At 44.6% G+C, this 15,820-nt stretch carries 17 protein-coding genes; 5 read left to right on the forward strand and 12 right to left on the reverse strand.

Annotated features, from left to right (window positions below; translation table 11 throughout):
• Positions 1–70: 70 nt before the first annotated feature.
• Together nikA and ACLIIY_RS09435 are read right to left on the reverse strand one after the other, a co-directional pair.
• Entirely contained in the window at positions 71–1,657 is a 1,587-nt protein-coding gene (nikA, locus tag ACLIIY_RS09430; protein WP_434527507.1) for a nickel ABC transporter substrate-binding protein, read from the reverse strand.
• 280 nt (positions 1,658–1,937) lie between these two features.
• Positions 1,938–2,225, reverse strand: a complete 288-nt coding sequence (locus ACLIIY_RS09435) for a DUF2607 family protein (protein WP_434527508.1) — start codon at positions 2,223–2,225, stop codon at positions 1,938–1,940.
• A gap of 268 nt (positions 2,226–2,493) precedes the next feature.
• Here ACLIIY_RS09435 and ACLIIY_RS09440 point away from each other — a divergent pair, with 268 nt between their 5' ends.
• Positions 2,494–3,159, forward strand: a complete 666-nt coding sequence (locus ACLIIY_RS09440) for a DUF1007 family protein (protein ID WP_434527509.1) — start codon at positions 2,494–2,496, stop codon at positions 3,157–3,159.
• Positions 3,159–4,028, forward strand: a complete 870-nt coding sequence (locus tag ACLIIY_RS09445) for a nickel/cobalt transporter (protein ID WP_434527510.1) — start codon at positions 3,159–3,161, stop codon at positions 4,026–4,028. Before ACLIIY_RS09440 ends, ACLIIY_RS09445 begins: the two co-directional genes overlap by 1 nt.
• Before the next feature lie 80 nt (positions 4,029–4,108).
• Here the strand turns inward: ACLIIY_RS09445 and ACLIIY_RS09450 are convergent, their stop codons facing one another.
• Positions 4,109–4,432 (reverse strand): cupin domain-containing protein, encoded by a 324-nt coding sequence (locus ACLIIY_RS09450; protein WP_009698239.1) that lies wholly within the window; start codon positions 4,430–4,432, stop codon positions 4,109–4,111.
• Between the two features lie 3 nt (positions 4,433–4,435).
• Entirely contained in the window at positions 4,436–5,242 is an 807-nt protein-coding gene (locus tag ACLIIY_RS09455) for a class I SAM-dependent methyltransferase (RefSeq protein WP_434527511.1), read from the reverse strand.
• A 212-nt stretch (positions 5,243–5,454) separates the two neighbouring features.
• Between ACLIIY_RS09455 and ACLIIY_RS09460 the strand changes: the two genes are divergently transcribed.
• Positions 5,455–6,141, forward strand: a complete 687-nt coding sequence (locus tag ACLIIY_RS09460) for a Crp/Fnr family transcriptional regulator (RefSeq protein ID WP_434527512.1) — start codon at positions 5,455–5,457, stop codon at positions 6,139–6,141.
• 74 nt (positions 6,142–6,215) lie between these two features.
• On the opposite strand, the gene ACLIIY_RS09465 is transcribed toward ACLIIY_RS09460, so the two are convergent.
• From ACLIIY_RS09465 to ACLIIY_RS09500, 8 genes are all read right to left on the reverse strand, one after another.
• Positions 6,216–6,551 (reverse strand): zinc ribbon domain-containing protein YjdM, encoded by a 336-nt coding sequence (locus ACLIIY_RS09465; RefSeq protein WP_005426222.1) that lies wholly within the window; start codon positions 6,549–6,551, stop codon positions 6,216–6,218.
• 140 nt (positions 6,552–6,691) lie between these two features.
• Positions 6,692–8,119 carry a 6-phospho-beta-glucosidase gene (locus tag ACLIIY_RS09470; protein WP_434527513.1) on the reverse strand — a complete coding sequence of 476 codons (1,428 nt, stop codon included), beginning with the start codon at positions 8,117–8,119 and terminating at the stop codon, positions 6,692–6,694.
• A gap of 63 nt (positions 8,120–8,182) precedes the next feature.
• Positions 8,183–9,676, reverse strand: coding sequence for a PTS cellobiose/arbutin/salicin transporter subunit IIBC (gene ascF / locus ACLIIY_RS09475; RefSeq protein WP_045413890.1), 1,494 nt, complete (start codon positions 9,674–9,676; stop codon positions 8,183–8,185).
• Between the two features lie 349 nt (positions 9,677–10,025).
• Positions 10,026–10,541 (reverse strand): hypothetical protein, encoded by a 516-nt coding sequence (locus ACLIIY_RS09480; RefSeq protein ID WP_208444199.1) that lies wholly within the window; start codon positions 10,539–10,541, stop codon positions 10,026–10,028.
• The gene (locus ACLIIY_RS09485; protein ID WP_050567678.1) at positions 10,538–10,750 is read right to left on the reverse strand and encodes a hypothetical protein; all 213 of its coding nucleotides are present in this window, start codon (positions 10,748–10,750) and stop codon (positions 10,538–10,540) included. Before ACLIIY_RS09485 ends, ACLIIY_RS09480 begins: the two co-directional genes overlap by 4 nt.
• A gap of 171 nt (positions 10,751–10,921) precedes the next feature.
• Positions 10,922–12,469: an arylsulfatase gene (locus ACLIIY_RS09490; protein WP_009707066.1), complete on the reverse strand. Its 1,548-nt coding sequence runs from the start codon at positions 12,467–12,469 to the stop codon at positions 10,922–10,924.
• A 160-nt stretch (positions 12,470–12,629) separates the two neighbouring features.
• Entirely contained in the window at positions 12,630–12,866 is a 237-nt protein-coding gene (locus ACLIIY_RS09495; RefSeq protein ID WP_020195642.1) for a hypothetical protein, read from the reverse strand.
• Positions 12,867–13,364: 498 nt separating this feature from the next.
• Positions 13,365–13,814: a DUF3291 domain-containing protein gene (locus ACLIIY_RS09500; RefSeq protein ID WP_434527514.1), complete on the reverse strand. Its 450-nt coding sequence runs from the start codon at positions 13,812–13,814 to the stop codon at positions 13,365–13,367.
• Between the two features lie 306 nt (positions 13,815–14,120).
• On the opposite strand from ACLIIY_RS09500, the gene ACLIIY_RS09505 reads away from it, so the two are divergent.
• Positions 14,121–14,918: a class I SAM-dependent methyltransferase gene (locus tag ACLIIY_RS09505; protein WP_434527515.1), complete on the forward strand. Its 798-nt coding sequence runs from the start codon at positions 14,121–14,123 to the stop codon at positions 14,916–14,918.
• 117 nt (positions 14,919–15,035) lie between these two features.
• Entirely contained in the window at positions 15,036–15,407 is a 372-nt protein-coding gene (locus ACLIIY_RS09510) for a zf-TFIIB domain-containing protein (RefSeq protein ID WP_045400727.1), read from the forward strand.
• The last annotated feature ends 413 nt before the right edge of the window (positions 15,408–15,820 follow it).

Below are 15,820 nucleotides of genomic sequence, written 5' to 3' on the forward strand. Positions count from 1 at the left end.
AGACTGACACCCAATTCAGAGTGTCAGTCGTGATACTTTGAGTCAGTGTTTTGTCCACCGACTGGTGAGATTACTTAACAGACATACGTTGCAAAGGAATCTCAAATTGAGATGGGTTAAAGCCCACACCTTCTACACGTTTGTTGAAAATCGCACGGTTTTGCTCGTAGCTGATCGGGATGTAGATCGCTTGCTCGTGCAGTGTTTTCAATACGTAGGTGTAGTGCGCTTGACGCTCTGTTTCATCAATCGCTTCTAGTGCTTCAAGGATGTTCTTATCGATTTCTGCTTTTTCAGGAATGCCCTGCTGCGCTGCATAATCGCCGTAAACCGGTTTACGCATACCACCTAGGAACGATTGAGGATCGTAAGGCGTACCCCAAGAGATGTTGAACGATAGGTCAAAGTTACCTTGTTTCAAACGGTCACGGTGTGCCTGTTCTTCTTCACCAACAAGGTTCATTTTCAAACCCACTTTTGACCATTCACTTTGTAGGTATTGCGCGATAGTACGCTCAACCACTTTGTCGCTGTCGTAAGAAAGCGTGATTTCAAAAGGCTTACCGTTAAGCTTGCGCACTTTGCCGTCTTTCTTCCAACCCGCTTCATCCAGCAGTTTTTCTGCTTGAGCAACGTCATATTGGTATGGCGTCAGCTCGATGTTTGCGTAAGGTACGTTTTGCGCCAATAGCGTGTCTGCTGGTTTTTCAAGACCTAGCATAATGCGCTCAGCAATGATCGCTTTGTTGGTTAGATGGCTTAACGCTTGGCGAACACGTGTATCACTCAGGCTTTCACTCGCTGAGTTCAGAATCAGCATACGTGTAGAAACCGGATCTGACAGGTTAGTGCCAAAACGTGGATCTTTTTCAAACTGTTTGAATGATTGAGCACTGATCAGCTGCAAACCGTAAACCATGTCTACTTCGCCACTGCGTAGTGACAACAGGCGCGATTGGTTGTCTGGAATCACTTTCGCGATGATCTTGTCAACCTGAGGCTTTTCACCCCAGTAGTTTTCGTTGCGTTCAAACGTTGCACGTTGATCTACTAAGTTGTCCGTTAGGACATAGCTACCCGTACCGACGTAGCAATTAGTGCCATCTTTGGTTGTACCGTCTTTGAAACATTTTGGAGAAAGGAAACGGAACGGGCGTGTCACACCAAGCTCAACAAGGAATGGGTAGTAGGATTCAGCAAATTCAACTTCGATGGTGTTGTTGTCAACCACGCGAACACTCTCTTTACCAGACTTCTCGACTTCAACCATTAGGCGAATTGACTCAAGCCAAGTGTGGCGGTTTGCATTATCTAGCAATGCATCAAAGTTTGCCTTCACGACGTTAGCGTCAAACTTTGTTCCATCAGAAAAAGTGACGTCATCGCGCAGCTTAAATGTGTAGGTTTTGCCGTCTTCTGATGTGCTCCAGCTGGTTGCTAACCAAGGTTCAAGAACGCCGTTGTCACCAAGGTGAACCAAACCTTCGAAGATCAGGTTTTGCGCAAAAATCTCACCGCCATAAAGATGCGGGTTAAGGTCGCGAATGTCGCGGTAATTGGCAAACGTCAGTGTGCTCTCTTCTGCGAAAGCACTTTGAATGGGAAGAATGGCAGAAGCAGCTACCGCAACCGCGGCGATCAGTTTTTTAGACGGCATAAACAAAACCTTTAAATGTTAATGATAATTATTATCTTTAATTATATTAATACTACAATAAGGGCAATAATCATCAAGCCCTTAATGGCATCAAACTGATGTTCATTGGCTCATAAAAAATAAGACAATGATTTAGATAGAAAAATATTTAGTTGTGCTCGTGGGCGTATCTGGCACAGTCACCAGAAAACATGCTGAAAACAACAGGCGTTAAGTCCCGCAATCTCGCAACTACGGCAGACGAACAGAAGTTTAAAGCTGATAGGAAATGAGCACGCAATTACGCGTGAGGAGGCGACCGAGTACGTGGCAGCTCATAAACATTGAGATGCGCCTCGGTCAGAATTGTATGATGATATTCTGGGGTTTGGTTGATGACAGGCAATTCAAAATCGCTGCTGTGAACAGCCGTTTGAATCGCGTCATAGATTTCGCACTGATGTTGAAGATGCGTTTCTGGCTCCATTTCCAAATCGTGCACGATCGACAGCGTACTCAAGCCAACAGGCAGCATGAGCAGTGCGAGCATTAACAGCGCATTGTGGGTAAAGCGAGAAAAGTAGTTCAAATTCCACATCCAGTGATGATGATGGGGCGAAATGTAACACCGCATTGCGTGCTAAATCTTTATCTAGATCAAGTTAACACCCTAAGTTTGAAAAATAATGAGAATTAATCTTACTTTCGATACATATTCATCAAACCTCGCCCTCTTCTCCTCAAACAGGCAAATTCTTATAAAATTTAGTGATAAGAAATGAACCGCGTTCAAATCACCAAAATGTTATGTTATAACAATTTCCACTTTTCATATTGCTTCACACATAGGTAATCGGATGTCCATTTTTGGATCGTTTTCTCTTTCTAGATTACGCCTAACTCTTACTGCTCTCTCACTGCTGTTTTCTTGTTTTGTCCACGCCCACCCTCATTCTTGGGTGACGATGGAAACCAAAATCAATATCAAAGAAGATAAGATTCAATCGCTCTCAATGAACTGGGAGTTTGACGCCATGACCACGGCTTACATGCTCGCGGGAGAGAAACTCACCGACGAAAATCGAGATGAAGTACTTTCGACACTCTCTAGTCAGGTGATTTACAACCTTCTATCTAGCCATTACTTCACCTACTTTTATGCCGACGATGAACCGATTCGCTACAAGATGGTGGAAGAAGGGTCTATCGAGATGAATGGCGCAAAAGCAACATTGAAGTTCAACCTTGAACTCGCTAAGCCCACCAGTATCTACACACCTGATCTACGCCTGCTTATCTTTGACCCGAGTTACTTCGTAGATATGAGTTGGGAACACAAACATGCCATCACCATCAATAAGCCTTATGCAGATCGTTGTCATATCGACGTGGTTGAACCAAACCCAACGCCTGAGCAAGTGACTTACGCGATGTCACTCTCTGTTGATGCAGACCCAGATAACGAACTCGGTCAGCTTTTTACCCAAAAAGCCCTCTTCACCTGTGATCCGGAGGAGAGCTAATGGGAAACTCGTTAGCCTTCAAACGTGCCCTGTTCGCTGTGTTTAGCGTGGTGCTGTTAGCCATTACTCTGCATATTTGGAATCACTTCCCTGCTTACTGGATGCAGTTGATTCGGCTTCAACGTGACACGGTAAACTCGCTCAGTGAATACCTGATGCTCATCAGCCAAGGGCAACTGTTGTACGGTTGGTACTTGTTGGGTTTTAGCTTTCTGTATGGTTTGTTGCATTCAGTTGCCCCTGGGCACGGTAAAACGGCAGTGACATCAATGAGCCTGATTCATGGCTACCGTCGTCGACAAGCGCTTGTATTGGTCGTGATTATTGCCGCCCTGCAAGCCGCAAGCGCGTGCATTCTTTTCGTGATTACCGCTAAGATTGCAGAGCAGTTTGCTTTCAGCCTTTCCGATAATGTTCGTCTGCTGACGCAAGGTTGTGCGGTGTTTATTATCTTATTGGCGTTGAAAGAATTTGCGTCGGTGGTTAAACGCCGCATCAAACAAACACCCTCTCAAGAAGATGATGATTCCGCAGAGTCTAACGGCAATATTTCATGGAAAGCACTACTGCTTATCGGCTTCCGCCCTTGTACCGGTGCGGTGCTGGTCCTGTTTCTCTCTAACATGCTAGGCAACTTAATGTGGGGCATGGTCGCGACATTCGTGATGGCTTTAGGAACGGCAATGACCAACTCGATATTGGTGTTCAACGCTTTAACGATTCAACGCCAAATGAAAAACCACAGCGCCAAACCTAATGCCAACTTGAGCGATACGCTTAACCTTGTTTTGGCAGTTACTATGGTGGCATCGGGTTTTATTCTCTATAACTTTGCCAGCGTGGCAGGATTGCAGAACTTCGTCAGATAAGTACCAACAGCAAAAAACGCAAAAGCCCCAACACTTGGTTGGGGCTGAATTTATATTGATTTGTATTTCAATACTGCGTGTTACTTGGGCTCTCGCAACAGGTACAGCATCAGCTTCAATGGCGTTTTTGCGATAATGCTGTGAGGCAAATGTGCGTCCATTAGCAACCAAGCGCCAGCTTTTAGTTCCTTCGCCTCTTCTTCTAACGTGAACGTACATTCTCCTTCGAGTATTTGTGCAATCGCTGGTACTGCTGCAGTATGTTCACTCATTTCTTCACCTTCAGCGAACCCGAAGATAACACCTCGCAAACGCTCACTTTTGTACACAGGGCAACTCGTGATACCTGCTTTGGGGATATCCACTTCGCTGGCGAGATCTTCATATAAAGTGTATTCAAACATGATTTAGCTTTCCTTCTTTCTTGCGACAAGCGTTATCGCAGATAGGTTCTTTTCGTGCTTACGGAAAATCTTACGCATGCCTAACACACGCTTTCTCGCTTGCGGTTTAGTCAGTACGTTTTTCACGATTTTTAAGAACCCACTCAAGCCTTCATCGGCGATAACGCGTTTTGGTTCGAGTAAATGCATTGGAGCAACGGCTTCAAATTCAACGACAAAACCATTTTCTTCCATCAGAGATTTCCACTCTGCGGGTGTGATGGGTTTGGCGGGGTGTTGAATGGTCTCGGAAACTTCTCTTTGAATCGCGCGCTTTTTATCTTCATCGATAGTATCTGGCGTAATGCATAACTCATGGATACCGTAACGACCATGAGTCGCGAGGATTCGAGCAGCCTCAGCAATAATTTCGTTTTTACGCGCATCGGATTGCATCGTCAGCATAGCTTCGCCATAAACCACAGAAGCGCATTCTGGCTCTAACCCTGTCTCTTGTGCATTCCCGACATGACAACGTTGGTTTGAACCGTGTAAGTAAGAGCGAACAATCTCCGCTGCCTGCTCATTTTGTTCGATAGCGGTGTAGCTTGCAGGGGATTTTTCCAAGCACAAACGTGCCGTGTAACCCATACCGGGCGCGAATTCGACAACGCGGTCATCACTGGTAATTGCCAACCCTTGCAGCATTTTTTGTGTTAGCTCTTTGCCACCAGGACGCAGTACTTTCTTACCCAGTTGAGCGAGTACCCAGTGTCCCGGTGTTTTTGTCACTTCTCGCCCTTCATTGGGCATCGCTAATCGTTTAGACATAATGACTCCTATGCAAAGATGACGACGGGAACAAAAAGAACGACCAGACCGCACAAGGCAACCCATCGAAATACGTGGCTAATACCGTCCATAACTGTTCTCCTTTCTCAGGTTGGATAAGTTGGCACATCAATCAATAATGATTATTATTTGTATCTTATCCCCCAATTCCGAATTTGCTGCTTGATAATTATCAAGCTAAGGAAAACAGCGTGCCCGGCTCTATTGTTTCGCTACTTAACGAAGAAGAAAAAACGCAACTCTTTTCAAAACGCTCGCCTTTGCATTGCGATGCAGGACATCAACTGTTTGAACGTGGGGAACCTGCGGAAAATATGTATTTGGTAGAGAGAGGAAAAGTCTCGCTGTTTCGTTTGATGCCAAACGGCGACGAAAAGCTGTTTCGGGTGTTTATGGCGGGAGAAATGATTGCGGAAATGGCGATGTTTATGTCTCCAAGAACCTATCCGATGAGTGCCCGTGTCGATCAGGATACGGAGTTGTCTGTGTTCCATTACCAAGATGTGTTAACGGTGTTTACGCAATCTCCACAAACTTCATTAAAAGTCATGAACTACATGACCAATCGCATCCACCAGCTGATGGATACCGTGAACATTTTGACGCAAGTAAACGCGAACCAAAGACTGGTGATGAAATTGGCTGACTTCTATCGCGCTCAATCAAGAAACGAAGGGAAAATCACGTTACCCGTGACAAAAAAGCTGCTTGCAACACAGCTAGGGATGACGCCAGAGACGCTTTCTAGAACGTTCAAAAAACTGAAAAACGATGGTTTTATTTCTGAGTGCGAAAGTCATATCACGCTGCTAGATATTCCCGCCATGTGCGAAGCGGTGGAGTTAGCTCCAGAAATATTCCAGCGAGATTTAGCTTAAGCGCCCTAAAACAAAAAACAGCTCCTAGTGAGCTGTTTTTTATTGTTTCTGAAAGCGATATTCCAATGCAGGTATTACGCCTTCTTCACAAACTGCGCCGTCACCATCATCTCGCCAGCGCCATCAACTTTGCAATCTAGCTGATGATCTTTGCCGTCTTTAATGCGACGAATCACCGCTTTGGTACCGATCTTAAGTACCAGCGAACTGCCTTTTACTTTTAGGTCTTTCGCTAACGTGACCTTATCACCTTCTTGCAGCAACGTGCCGTTGGCATCTTTCACGTTTACGGCATCTTCATCTGCCGCCTGAGTCGGGTTCCACTCATAGGCACACTCTGGGCAAACAAGATGGTCTTGGTCTGGGTAAACGTATTCTGAGTTACAGTTTGGGCAAGGAGGTAGAGACATAAGTAATTACGAGTTATGAATTTGCCGTTATGGTAAAGGGTATTGCTCACCTTATCGAGTAGATTTGTCAAAAAACGCCCTCACAACTTAGCCTTCCCTCTTTGGAAAGGCATTTAAGATAAGGGCGTGTTTCTGTTTGATTAAAGATCTGCACCGTTAGACGCAATGACACGCTTATACCAATGGAAAGACTTCTTCGGTGTGCGGTTTAACGTACCGTTGCCTAGGTTGTCTCTGTCCACGTAGATAAAGCCATAGCGCTTACTCATCTCACCCGTTGATGCCGCAACCAAATCGATACAACCCCATGGTGTAAAGCCCATCAGCGGAACGCCATCGGTAATCGCATCGGCCATGGCTTCTACGTGTTGGCGCAGGTAGTCAATGCGGTAATCATCTTGTACCTCGCCATTTTCATCCGGCACATCTTTCGCGCCCAGACCGTTTTCTACTAAGAACAATGGCTTTTGGTAGCGATCATAAAGGGTGTTCATAGTAATACGCAGGCCAAGCGGGTCAATCACCCACCCCCAATCGCTGGCAGGCAAATGCGGGTTCCTAATCGACTTCACGACGTTGGCTTCACTGGTGTTATTGGCATTCATCTCTGCTGATGCACAACGTGAGGCGTAGTAACTGAATGAGATGAAATCGACCGTGTTTTTCAGCGTCTCGTAATCTTCTTCAAGAATCTCCAGCTTCACGCCTTTTTCATCAAACACTTTCTGTGCGTAAGATGGGTAGTAGCCACGAGATTGAACATCAATAAAGAATAAGTTCTCACGATCTTTTTGCATCGCGGTGAACACATCTTCCGGCTTACAGCTGTATGGGTAGAAGTTACCACCCGCCAGCATGCAACCTACTTGGTTTTCTGGATTGATCTCATGAGCAATCTTAGTCACCAAGGCGCTTGCAACAAGCTCATGGTGCGCAGCTTGGTATTTTACTTGATCGCGGTTTTCACCCTCTTGGAACAACAAACCCGCACCTGAGAATGGGCTATGCAGAAGGATGTTGATTTCATTGAACGTCAGCCAGTACTTCACTAGCCCATCAAAAGCTTCAAAACAGGTTCTTGCGTAGCGTTCAAAAAAGCCGATCATCTTACGGTTTCGCCAAGAGCTATACTCGTTCACTAGATGCATTGGCACATCGAAATGGCACAGCGTGACAAGCGGCTCAATACCATACTTGTGGCACTCTTCAAATACGCTGCGGTAGAAATCAATGCCTGCTTGGTTTGGCTCGAGTTCATCGCCTTTCGGGAAGATTCGACTCCATGCGATCGACATGCGAAAGGTCTTAAAACCCATCTCGGCTAGAAGCGCGATGTCTTCTTTATAACGGTGATAAAAATCGATGGCCTGATGGCTTGGGTAGAACTCTTCTTCACTCAATTCCACCGAATCGACAAGGCCGAGTTTGATTGGCATTCGGTTCTCACCATAAGGGATCATATCCACAGTCGTCAGCCCTTTGCCACCTTCTCGGTATCCACCCTCTGATTGGTTTGCTGCGATTGCCCCACCCCATAGGAAGTTTTCTGGAAACACAGATTTAGACATCTTATTTACCTCTTAACATAGAGCCACCAGCAAAGGCGGCTCTATCCATTATTCAAATCTTGGTTATGCGGAAGCTGGTTTTGCAGGCTCTAACACCGTTTCTTGTTCTTCGGCTTTTTCTTTATTTGCGACGTCTTTGTTTGCGATAGCTTCGCCCTCTTCGTCTTCATCGTTCGGGATGTCTTCAAACCCAAGGATTAAAGTCAGAGCGAAAGAAAGCACAATCGACAGTGCAATCAGACCAAATACCCAAGCGATACTCATCGGGTCGTTCACATCAAAGAACTGCACACTAGTGAACAAGCTCGGCGCTGCCATTGAGTGACTCGCCAGCCCTGCCATGCCAGCAAGTGCACCCACGATGAAACCAGTGATCATGGTCGCGATAAGTGGTCGTTTCAGACGAACAAGCACGCCGTAAAGCGCAGGCTCTGAGATACCCGCAAAAATAGCAGACGCACCCGCTGCACTCGCGGTTTGTTTCAGTTCGCGGTTTTTAGTTTTCCATGCAACCGCAAGACAAGCGCCACCCATGCCGATGTTGGCACCAATTTCCGATGGCATAACCATGCCTTCACGGCCAGTTTCAGCAATGGTTTGAATGATGGTAGGTGTAAATACGCGGTGCATACCTGTCAGAACCAATAGTGGCCAAAGTGCGCCCATGATCGCGACCGACAACCAACCTAGTGTGCTGTGAATGGTGTAAACCAATGCTGAAAGCGCAGTACCAATCCAAATACCTAGTGGACCAATCAAAACAATGGCTAGCGGTGCTGCAATCAATACGATCAGCATCGGTTTTAGGAAGTTCTTCGTCACTGCAGGTGTGATGCTATCAACCCAACGTTCGATGTAAGACAGCGCCCAAGTCATCACCAACACAGGAATAACGGTGTAAGTGTATTTCACCGAAGTAATTGGAATGCTGAAGAAGTCAACGTGCTTACCATCAGCCGCTTGCGCCATCAACTCCATGAAGTTCGGGTGAATCAACACGCCCGCAATCGCGATGGAGAGGGACATGTTGGTTTTGAACTTAATTGAAGCAGACGCGGCAACCATAACGGGTAGGAAGAAGAACGCACCGTCGCCAATCGCATTGAGGATGATCAGTGTTGAAGAATCATCATCAAGCAAGCCTGTCATCTTAAGAACCATAGCCAGCAGCTTCACCATTGAGCCACCGATGATCGCTGGAATCAGTGGCGACATCGTGCCGACTAATGCATCAAGGATCTTTGCGCCAATCACTTTTGGAGTAAGCTTGACCTTTTTCTCTGGTTCACTCGATTCTGATGAAGAAAGGTTGCACAACGCCATCACTTCTTTGTACGCATAAGAGACGTTATTGCCAATGATGACCTGACATTTGTCACCGTTGTGAACCACGCCCATCACACCTTTGATGCCCTTCAGTGCTTCTGCATCTATCTTACTTTCATCGCTTAATACAAAACGCAATCGCGTCATGCAGTGTGTTAGTGCCACTACGTTTTCTGCACCGCCCAGCTTCTCTAGTACTGAACGAGCAATGATGCCGTAATCTTTCGCCATCTTTCTCACTCCAATTATTATTCATCAACCTGTAGGGAGGTTGTTTTCTTGCTGCGAACCTTCAAATGAGAATCAACGAAATCGAACACAACAACCAAGTTACCGGTAACATGTTACTGGTAACTATCGGTAAATAAACCGCGTATTCGGAGAACAAGTTCAAAGTGGGATAATGGCTGGAATCCACTGCAAGGTGAATGAAACAGCGAAATCTAAACATGATTCACGTTCTCAAAGACGTAAATCTGATCCGCCATTTCATTGATGAAGCTAATGATGTTGCATATGAGCAAGAAACCATCATTTGAGAGGATTAAGCAGATAAATGTGAGTTGGGTTCAAACGAGAACTAATGAAATGTCATGCGACTAACGCGTAACATCAATGCGAGTAGCGCAAATATAGTCAAGCACAGATGGAGCCAACTAAAACGGCTATCCAAGCCCTCTTCCAGAGAAAGGATTACCTGTCGATTTTGCTCTAGATAAACCAATTTATAGGGCGCAGCAACATGTCTGCCTGTTGCGAAGATCACACCAAACTTCACCTCTTGATTGAGCAGTCCGTTTGCAGTGCCAGAGTCAGTAAAAGCTTCCACAATCAATCCATTCGGGTGGATTTCCAGATCGTAATAGCTGCCAGACGAGACAATAAACCCTTCAGGCGGGACATCAAAAACCACCACACCACCTGATGCGCGCGTGACCGTTCCTTTATAGTACTTAACTTCTTCCTCGGTTGGTCCTGAGTTAACTTGATAGACAATCAAACCAACAATGGAGAGTAAGATTAACGTTACCAAGTAGAGGTGTGTTTTGGTGTAATTAGGGTTAAGGAAACGCATGAATGATAAGAGATAGCTCATTTCCCCTCCCAATCCTCTTCGTGAATCGGTTTGAGTGGTGCAACAAGCAAATAAATAACCCAGCAGAACCACGACAAAAACAACAACGCACAAACCCATAAGACTTTTTCAGGTCTTCCCGTTTGTCGAGAGGTGGTAATTAACATAAAGGGTAAGGCCCAACCGACTACGATAATTGCAGTCATGATCATTCCTACAACGATGTCCATCTCATTTCCCTATCGTGAACTTCTCACACCTTTAATCAAAAGGTTGCTTATCAATGAAGCTCGTAACATGTCATTTTTCAATAAATAGAGCAAGTGACATTTATAAAACGTTAAGTTTGGAACCAAAAAAGCCAGAGTCATGCTCTGGCTTTGCTTTAGTAGGGGTGATTGCTAGCTTTTCGCTTCTTCCAACTTACGAAGGTTGGTCATTTGCTCCATGACTTTGTCGACTGAGAAGCTTGGGATCTCTTGTCGTGGAGGGAACTCTTTAAATGATTTCAACATCTCTGCGACTTTCTGTTGAGCAGGAACCAACAAGAACACATGCTCAAACTGCCATTTCTTGTAGCCAAAGCCTTGATCGCCTTTCTCAAGTGGGTCGACTTGAAGATCGAAGATCATTGGTAAACGCAAGTTAGTCAGCTCTTTGGTCCAAACATCCCAGCCTTCGTGTTCTTGGATCTTGAAGTGCATCTTGAATCGTTTATCACGCATAGCAAGCAGCTCACCATCATCAGACCAATAGAAGAACTCATCACGCGCTGATTTGTCTGTTTTACCCGTAATGAAATCAACTTGGTTGTAGCCATCAAGGTGGTTTTTGTAAGTCTGGTCTGCCGACGAAGACTTATATCCTTTTAGCAAGTCTTGCTTGATGGTGTCATTACCTGCAATGGATAGTAGCGTTGGGAACCAGTCTTCACTCGCGAACATGTCGTTCAGCTTGGTGTTTGGCTGTATATGACCAGGCCAACGAATCATTGCTGGTACTCGGAAGCCCCCTTCCCAGCCGGTGTTCTTCTCGCCACGGAATGGGCTAAATGCCGCATCTGGCCACGTCGCATTCATTGGGCCATTATCCGTGGTGTAAATCACAATGGTGTTATCCGCAATCTTCAAGTCATCGAGCTTATCAAGCAAATCCCCAACCATGTTGTCGTGCTCAACCATACCGTCTGCGTATTCGCCAAGCCCTGTTGTGCGGTGCTCTGCTTTCACATGAGTGCTGATGTGCATGCGCGTTGCGTTATACCATAAGAAGAATGGTTTATCGGCTTTGACCTGACGCTCCATGAAGTTCATCGCGGCATCAAGGGTCTCTTCATCGACCGTTTCCATGCGTTTGCGTGTGAGCGGCCCTGTATCTTCGATCTTGCCATCCGCATAAGAGTGAATCACACCACGCGGGCCAAAGTTCTTACGAAACTCGGGATCTTTCGGGTAGTCTGGGTTCTCTGGTTCTTCCTCCGCATTTAGGTGGTACAGGTTCCCCATAAACTCATCAAAACCATGATTGGTTGGCAACATGTCGTCTTTGTCGCCTAAGTGGTTTTTACCAAATTGCCCCGTGGCATAGCCCATGTCTTTTAGCGCTGTTGCCATGGTGATATCTTGCATTTGCATGCCTTGCGCGGCACCAGGTAGACCTACTTTCGTCAAACCAGTACGAGCTGGCATCTGACCTGTAATAAATGTACTGCGTCCTGCGGTACAAGATTGTTGTGCATAGTAAGTGGTAAATAAAGCACCCTCTTGAGCAATACGGTCAATATTTGGCGTCTCGTAACCCAACATGCCTTGGTTATATGCAGAAATATTGCCGTAACCGACATCGTCCCCAAAAATAACCAGCATGTTAGGTTTAGAGGCCGCATGGGCTGCAACTGATGATGTGGCGGCCACCATCGCAAGCGTTAGTGTAGATTTATTTATCTTCATAATATTATTTCTATAATAGTTCTTGGTTGAGTGAATTAATGAGTATTTAAATAAAAAGAAGCGTATTCACTTTCTATAGAGCACAAGAACATTATTTAATTAAGAAGAGTAAAGGTGGTGATATATAAACAACCACCTTTATTGAATATACGACGAAGGGTTAACTACGGCCTCTCAATTCAATTGGCTGAGATTCATCAACTTCACTTCGGGTCACTGAGCCACCAGCACGTGAGTCATTTCGACCTTTGAGCGTCATTTCTGGTTGAACACGCTCATACTGTACTTGATTGCCTTCTGGCATCGTCATATCAATCGTACCAGTGTATGTGCCTTCACCCGCGACAGCTGCGTTGCCAAAACAAATTGCGAGACTTAGGATTATCAGTCTTTTCATAAATACCCTCTCTCTTAATCTTTTTCTAAAATATTTTACTTCTAATAATTTGAGAACGTTTCTACTCAAACTTCATTTTCATAGTAGTAGAGATAATAAAAAACAGACAAGGAAAGATGACCTTTCCAATGTGGATATATATAAGAAAACAAATTATTTAAAAACTAAAAGTTATATTGAATATAACTCTATTAATAGTCCGTAACTGGTATAAAGAATGATAATAAGGAAAATACTATTCACTATGGGCTTGCTGATCGTATATTTAGAAGACGTCTTGAACATTAAATACCACAGCATAAACAAATACATAAGCAACTCGCTGCTTAACTTTACAAGCAATGCGTTGTGATACATCCCATTTGTCCAAAACTCTTGAGGGGCGTCGGCAAAGTATCGACTCCATAAGACTTGATAGCCGATGACAATAGGCAGAAAGGCGAATCCTACGACTTTCCAAAAGCTCAAAGCTGCTTTTTACGGTCTTGGCTCATTGGATTACTCGCCCAAATCCTTAGCAGTAAAGTTCGTTTTAAAGGTAAACGCGTATGGTGTATCTCCATTTTCACGCAGATATTTTAACCTTTCTAGAGCTTCCTCTGGCGTGGGCTGATGATTGTCTTGAACCCACCACAATGCGTAGGTATCTTCTGCCAAGCGATGAAACCATTCCCCCTTACGACGCATGAAATCGCGATCATGGGTTCGGAACATAAAGTTCTTCAGCGCATCCACGTTATCCCACACCGACATATTGACGATCATATTTGGGTCATCGAACAACTTAATATTGGTCGCATCACCGGATTCGTCTTTGAGCCGCCAAACAAAGCCTTCACTCTGTTCCGCTATACCGTTCACCAAATCGAGATTATCGACGAAATCCCTTAGCTCCGGTGCATCCAGCGGATACTTTGACAACGCAATATTCAATTGAGCAAGCTTCATTCGATCCTCCCTGATCGTTCCTAACAAAAACAGCGATCGGCCTTCCTTTCATTCCCCTCTTCCAACCCGAGCTATCTTTTGTCTTTTCTATGTTTTTCAAATTTATAAGATTGTGCGGTTACTCGTCTCACTTCGACGCGCTACCTCTTTTAATTCAAATAACTTTTCAATACCTTTTAACACATTGAAATAAGCAATATGTTTCTAAGCAAATTGAATCATTCAAAAGCGTGACATTCGGCAAAGATGAAACTGTTCTCGATCGAATTCGAAAGCAAGTGACAGCTGGTTAAAGACTTAATATTTATGGATGAACTGATTGCTCAATATACTGGAGCAGATGAAGACTCTCGACTTACTCGTCAGAACATTACGAAGATAGAGTTTGATACCACAATGCACCTACTCGCTCCCTATTTAAAGTCAGGTGCCAATGTATGTGAGTTTGGAGCAGCAACAGGTCGCTACTCTCTTAGCTTTGCAAAGATGGGTTGTAACGTGACCTCGGTAGAACTGGTTCCAGACCAAGTAGAGATCTTGAAAAAAAATGCGGAAAGAAAGGACTTACCCATAGATATCCATCTAGGCAGTGCTTGTCATGTCCCTTTCATTGAATCCGACTCACAAGACCTTTGCGTAATACTTGGTCCTCTGTATCACTTGAAAACCAAGAATGAACGCGATCAAGCAATCAGTGAAGTAAAGCGCATCCTAAAACCAAATGGAATCTTAGCGGTAGCGTATATTTCTAGATTCTTCGTCGCAGGACTATTCGCACAAAAGTTTCCTCACCTCGTAACTCCATCGACTTTATCTGAGCTTTATACAAATGGCACAGTCACAGCCTCTGAGGCAGATCGTTTTTTCAGAGTTGGCTACTTTGCCTCTCCTGAAGAAATTGAACATTTGTTGCGCTCGCACACTTTCAACATCCTCGACCATGCCGCTACTGATGGGTTTGGTCGCTATATCTCGGAAGGCATTAATAGCTTTACGCCTTCGCAATATCAAACATGGTTGGAATACCACTTAAATACATGCAGACAAAGTAGCTTATTAGGCTCAAGCAATCATGGACTCGTCGTTGCTAAGAAAACGATCTAGATAGCATTAGAAGATTCAAAACATATGGCACGAGAGATGTCGTATTTTGATTTGTCGTCAAAGAGAGCTGAGAGTACTAGGCTCGCTTCTCTTTAGAAAATAAAAAAGGAAAACCAAATGAAATGTCCGAAATGTAATTCTGACTTTGAACAGCTTCAAACTCCGCTAGGTGATGTCGAACGATGCACAGAATGTAAAGGCTTATGGATAGACGCTTACGAAGTGGAGGCAATGAAACCCTTAGCAGATGTGATTGATTCTGGGGATGAAGAAATCGGTAAAGCGTTTAATGTTATCGACCGTATCGACTGCCCAGTCTGTCCAAATAACCAATTGCTTCGTTTAGTAGACCCTAAACAGCCACATATCTGGTTTGAAAGCTGCCCGACGTGTAAAGGCCGCTTCTACGACGCTGGTGAATTTAAAGACCTAGCAACACTCGACCTATCGGATTTTTTCAAGAAATTCGGCTTGGTTGAACGTGTTTAGTTGATGACAACACTTGAGATAGATGAGTTAGAGCGCATTCATGAATCAGACGGTTACCGTAGAGTCAAAATCGATGTTATCAATCAAGAAACCAGTGAAGTACTGAAAGTGTTTCTCTACTGAACACCAAAACAACCGCTAGAAAATATTGATATACGGGCTGAACTGACTGACGAGCACCTTCTTGAACACGCTACGCTCTATAGATTTCGAAACAGTCCCACTTCGCTCTAAACATGCACTCATGTAAAAACTCAGCCAATATATTTTTCAAGCTTCGACAAAGACATTCAGAAACGAAAAAGCCCCAGCATTTCTGCTGGGGCTTTAGAATGTGGCGGTGAGTTAAATAACAGGATTTTAATAATAACTTAAAAGATAAATCAAAAGCATTACATAAAAAATTATCAATG

Origin of the sequence: Vibrio sp. K4, from assembly GCF_051122595.1 — a bacterium.
GTDB classification, from domain to species: Bacteria; Pseudomonadota; Gammaproteobacteria; order Enterobacterales; family Vibrionaceae; genus Vibrio; species Vibrio owensii.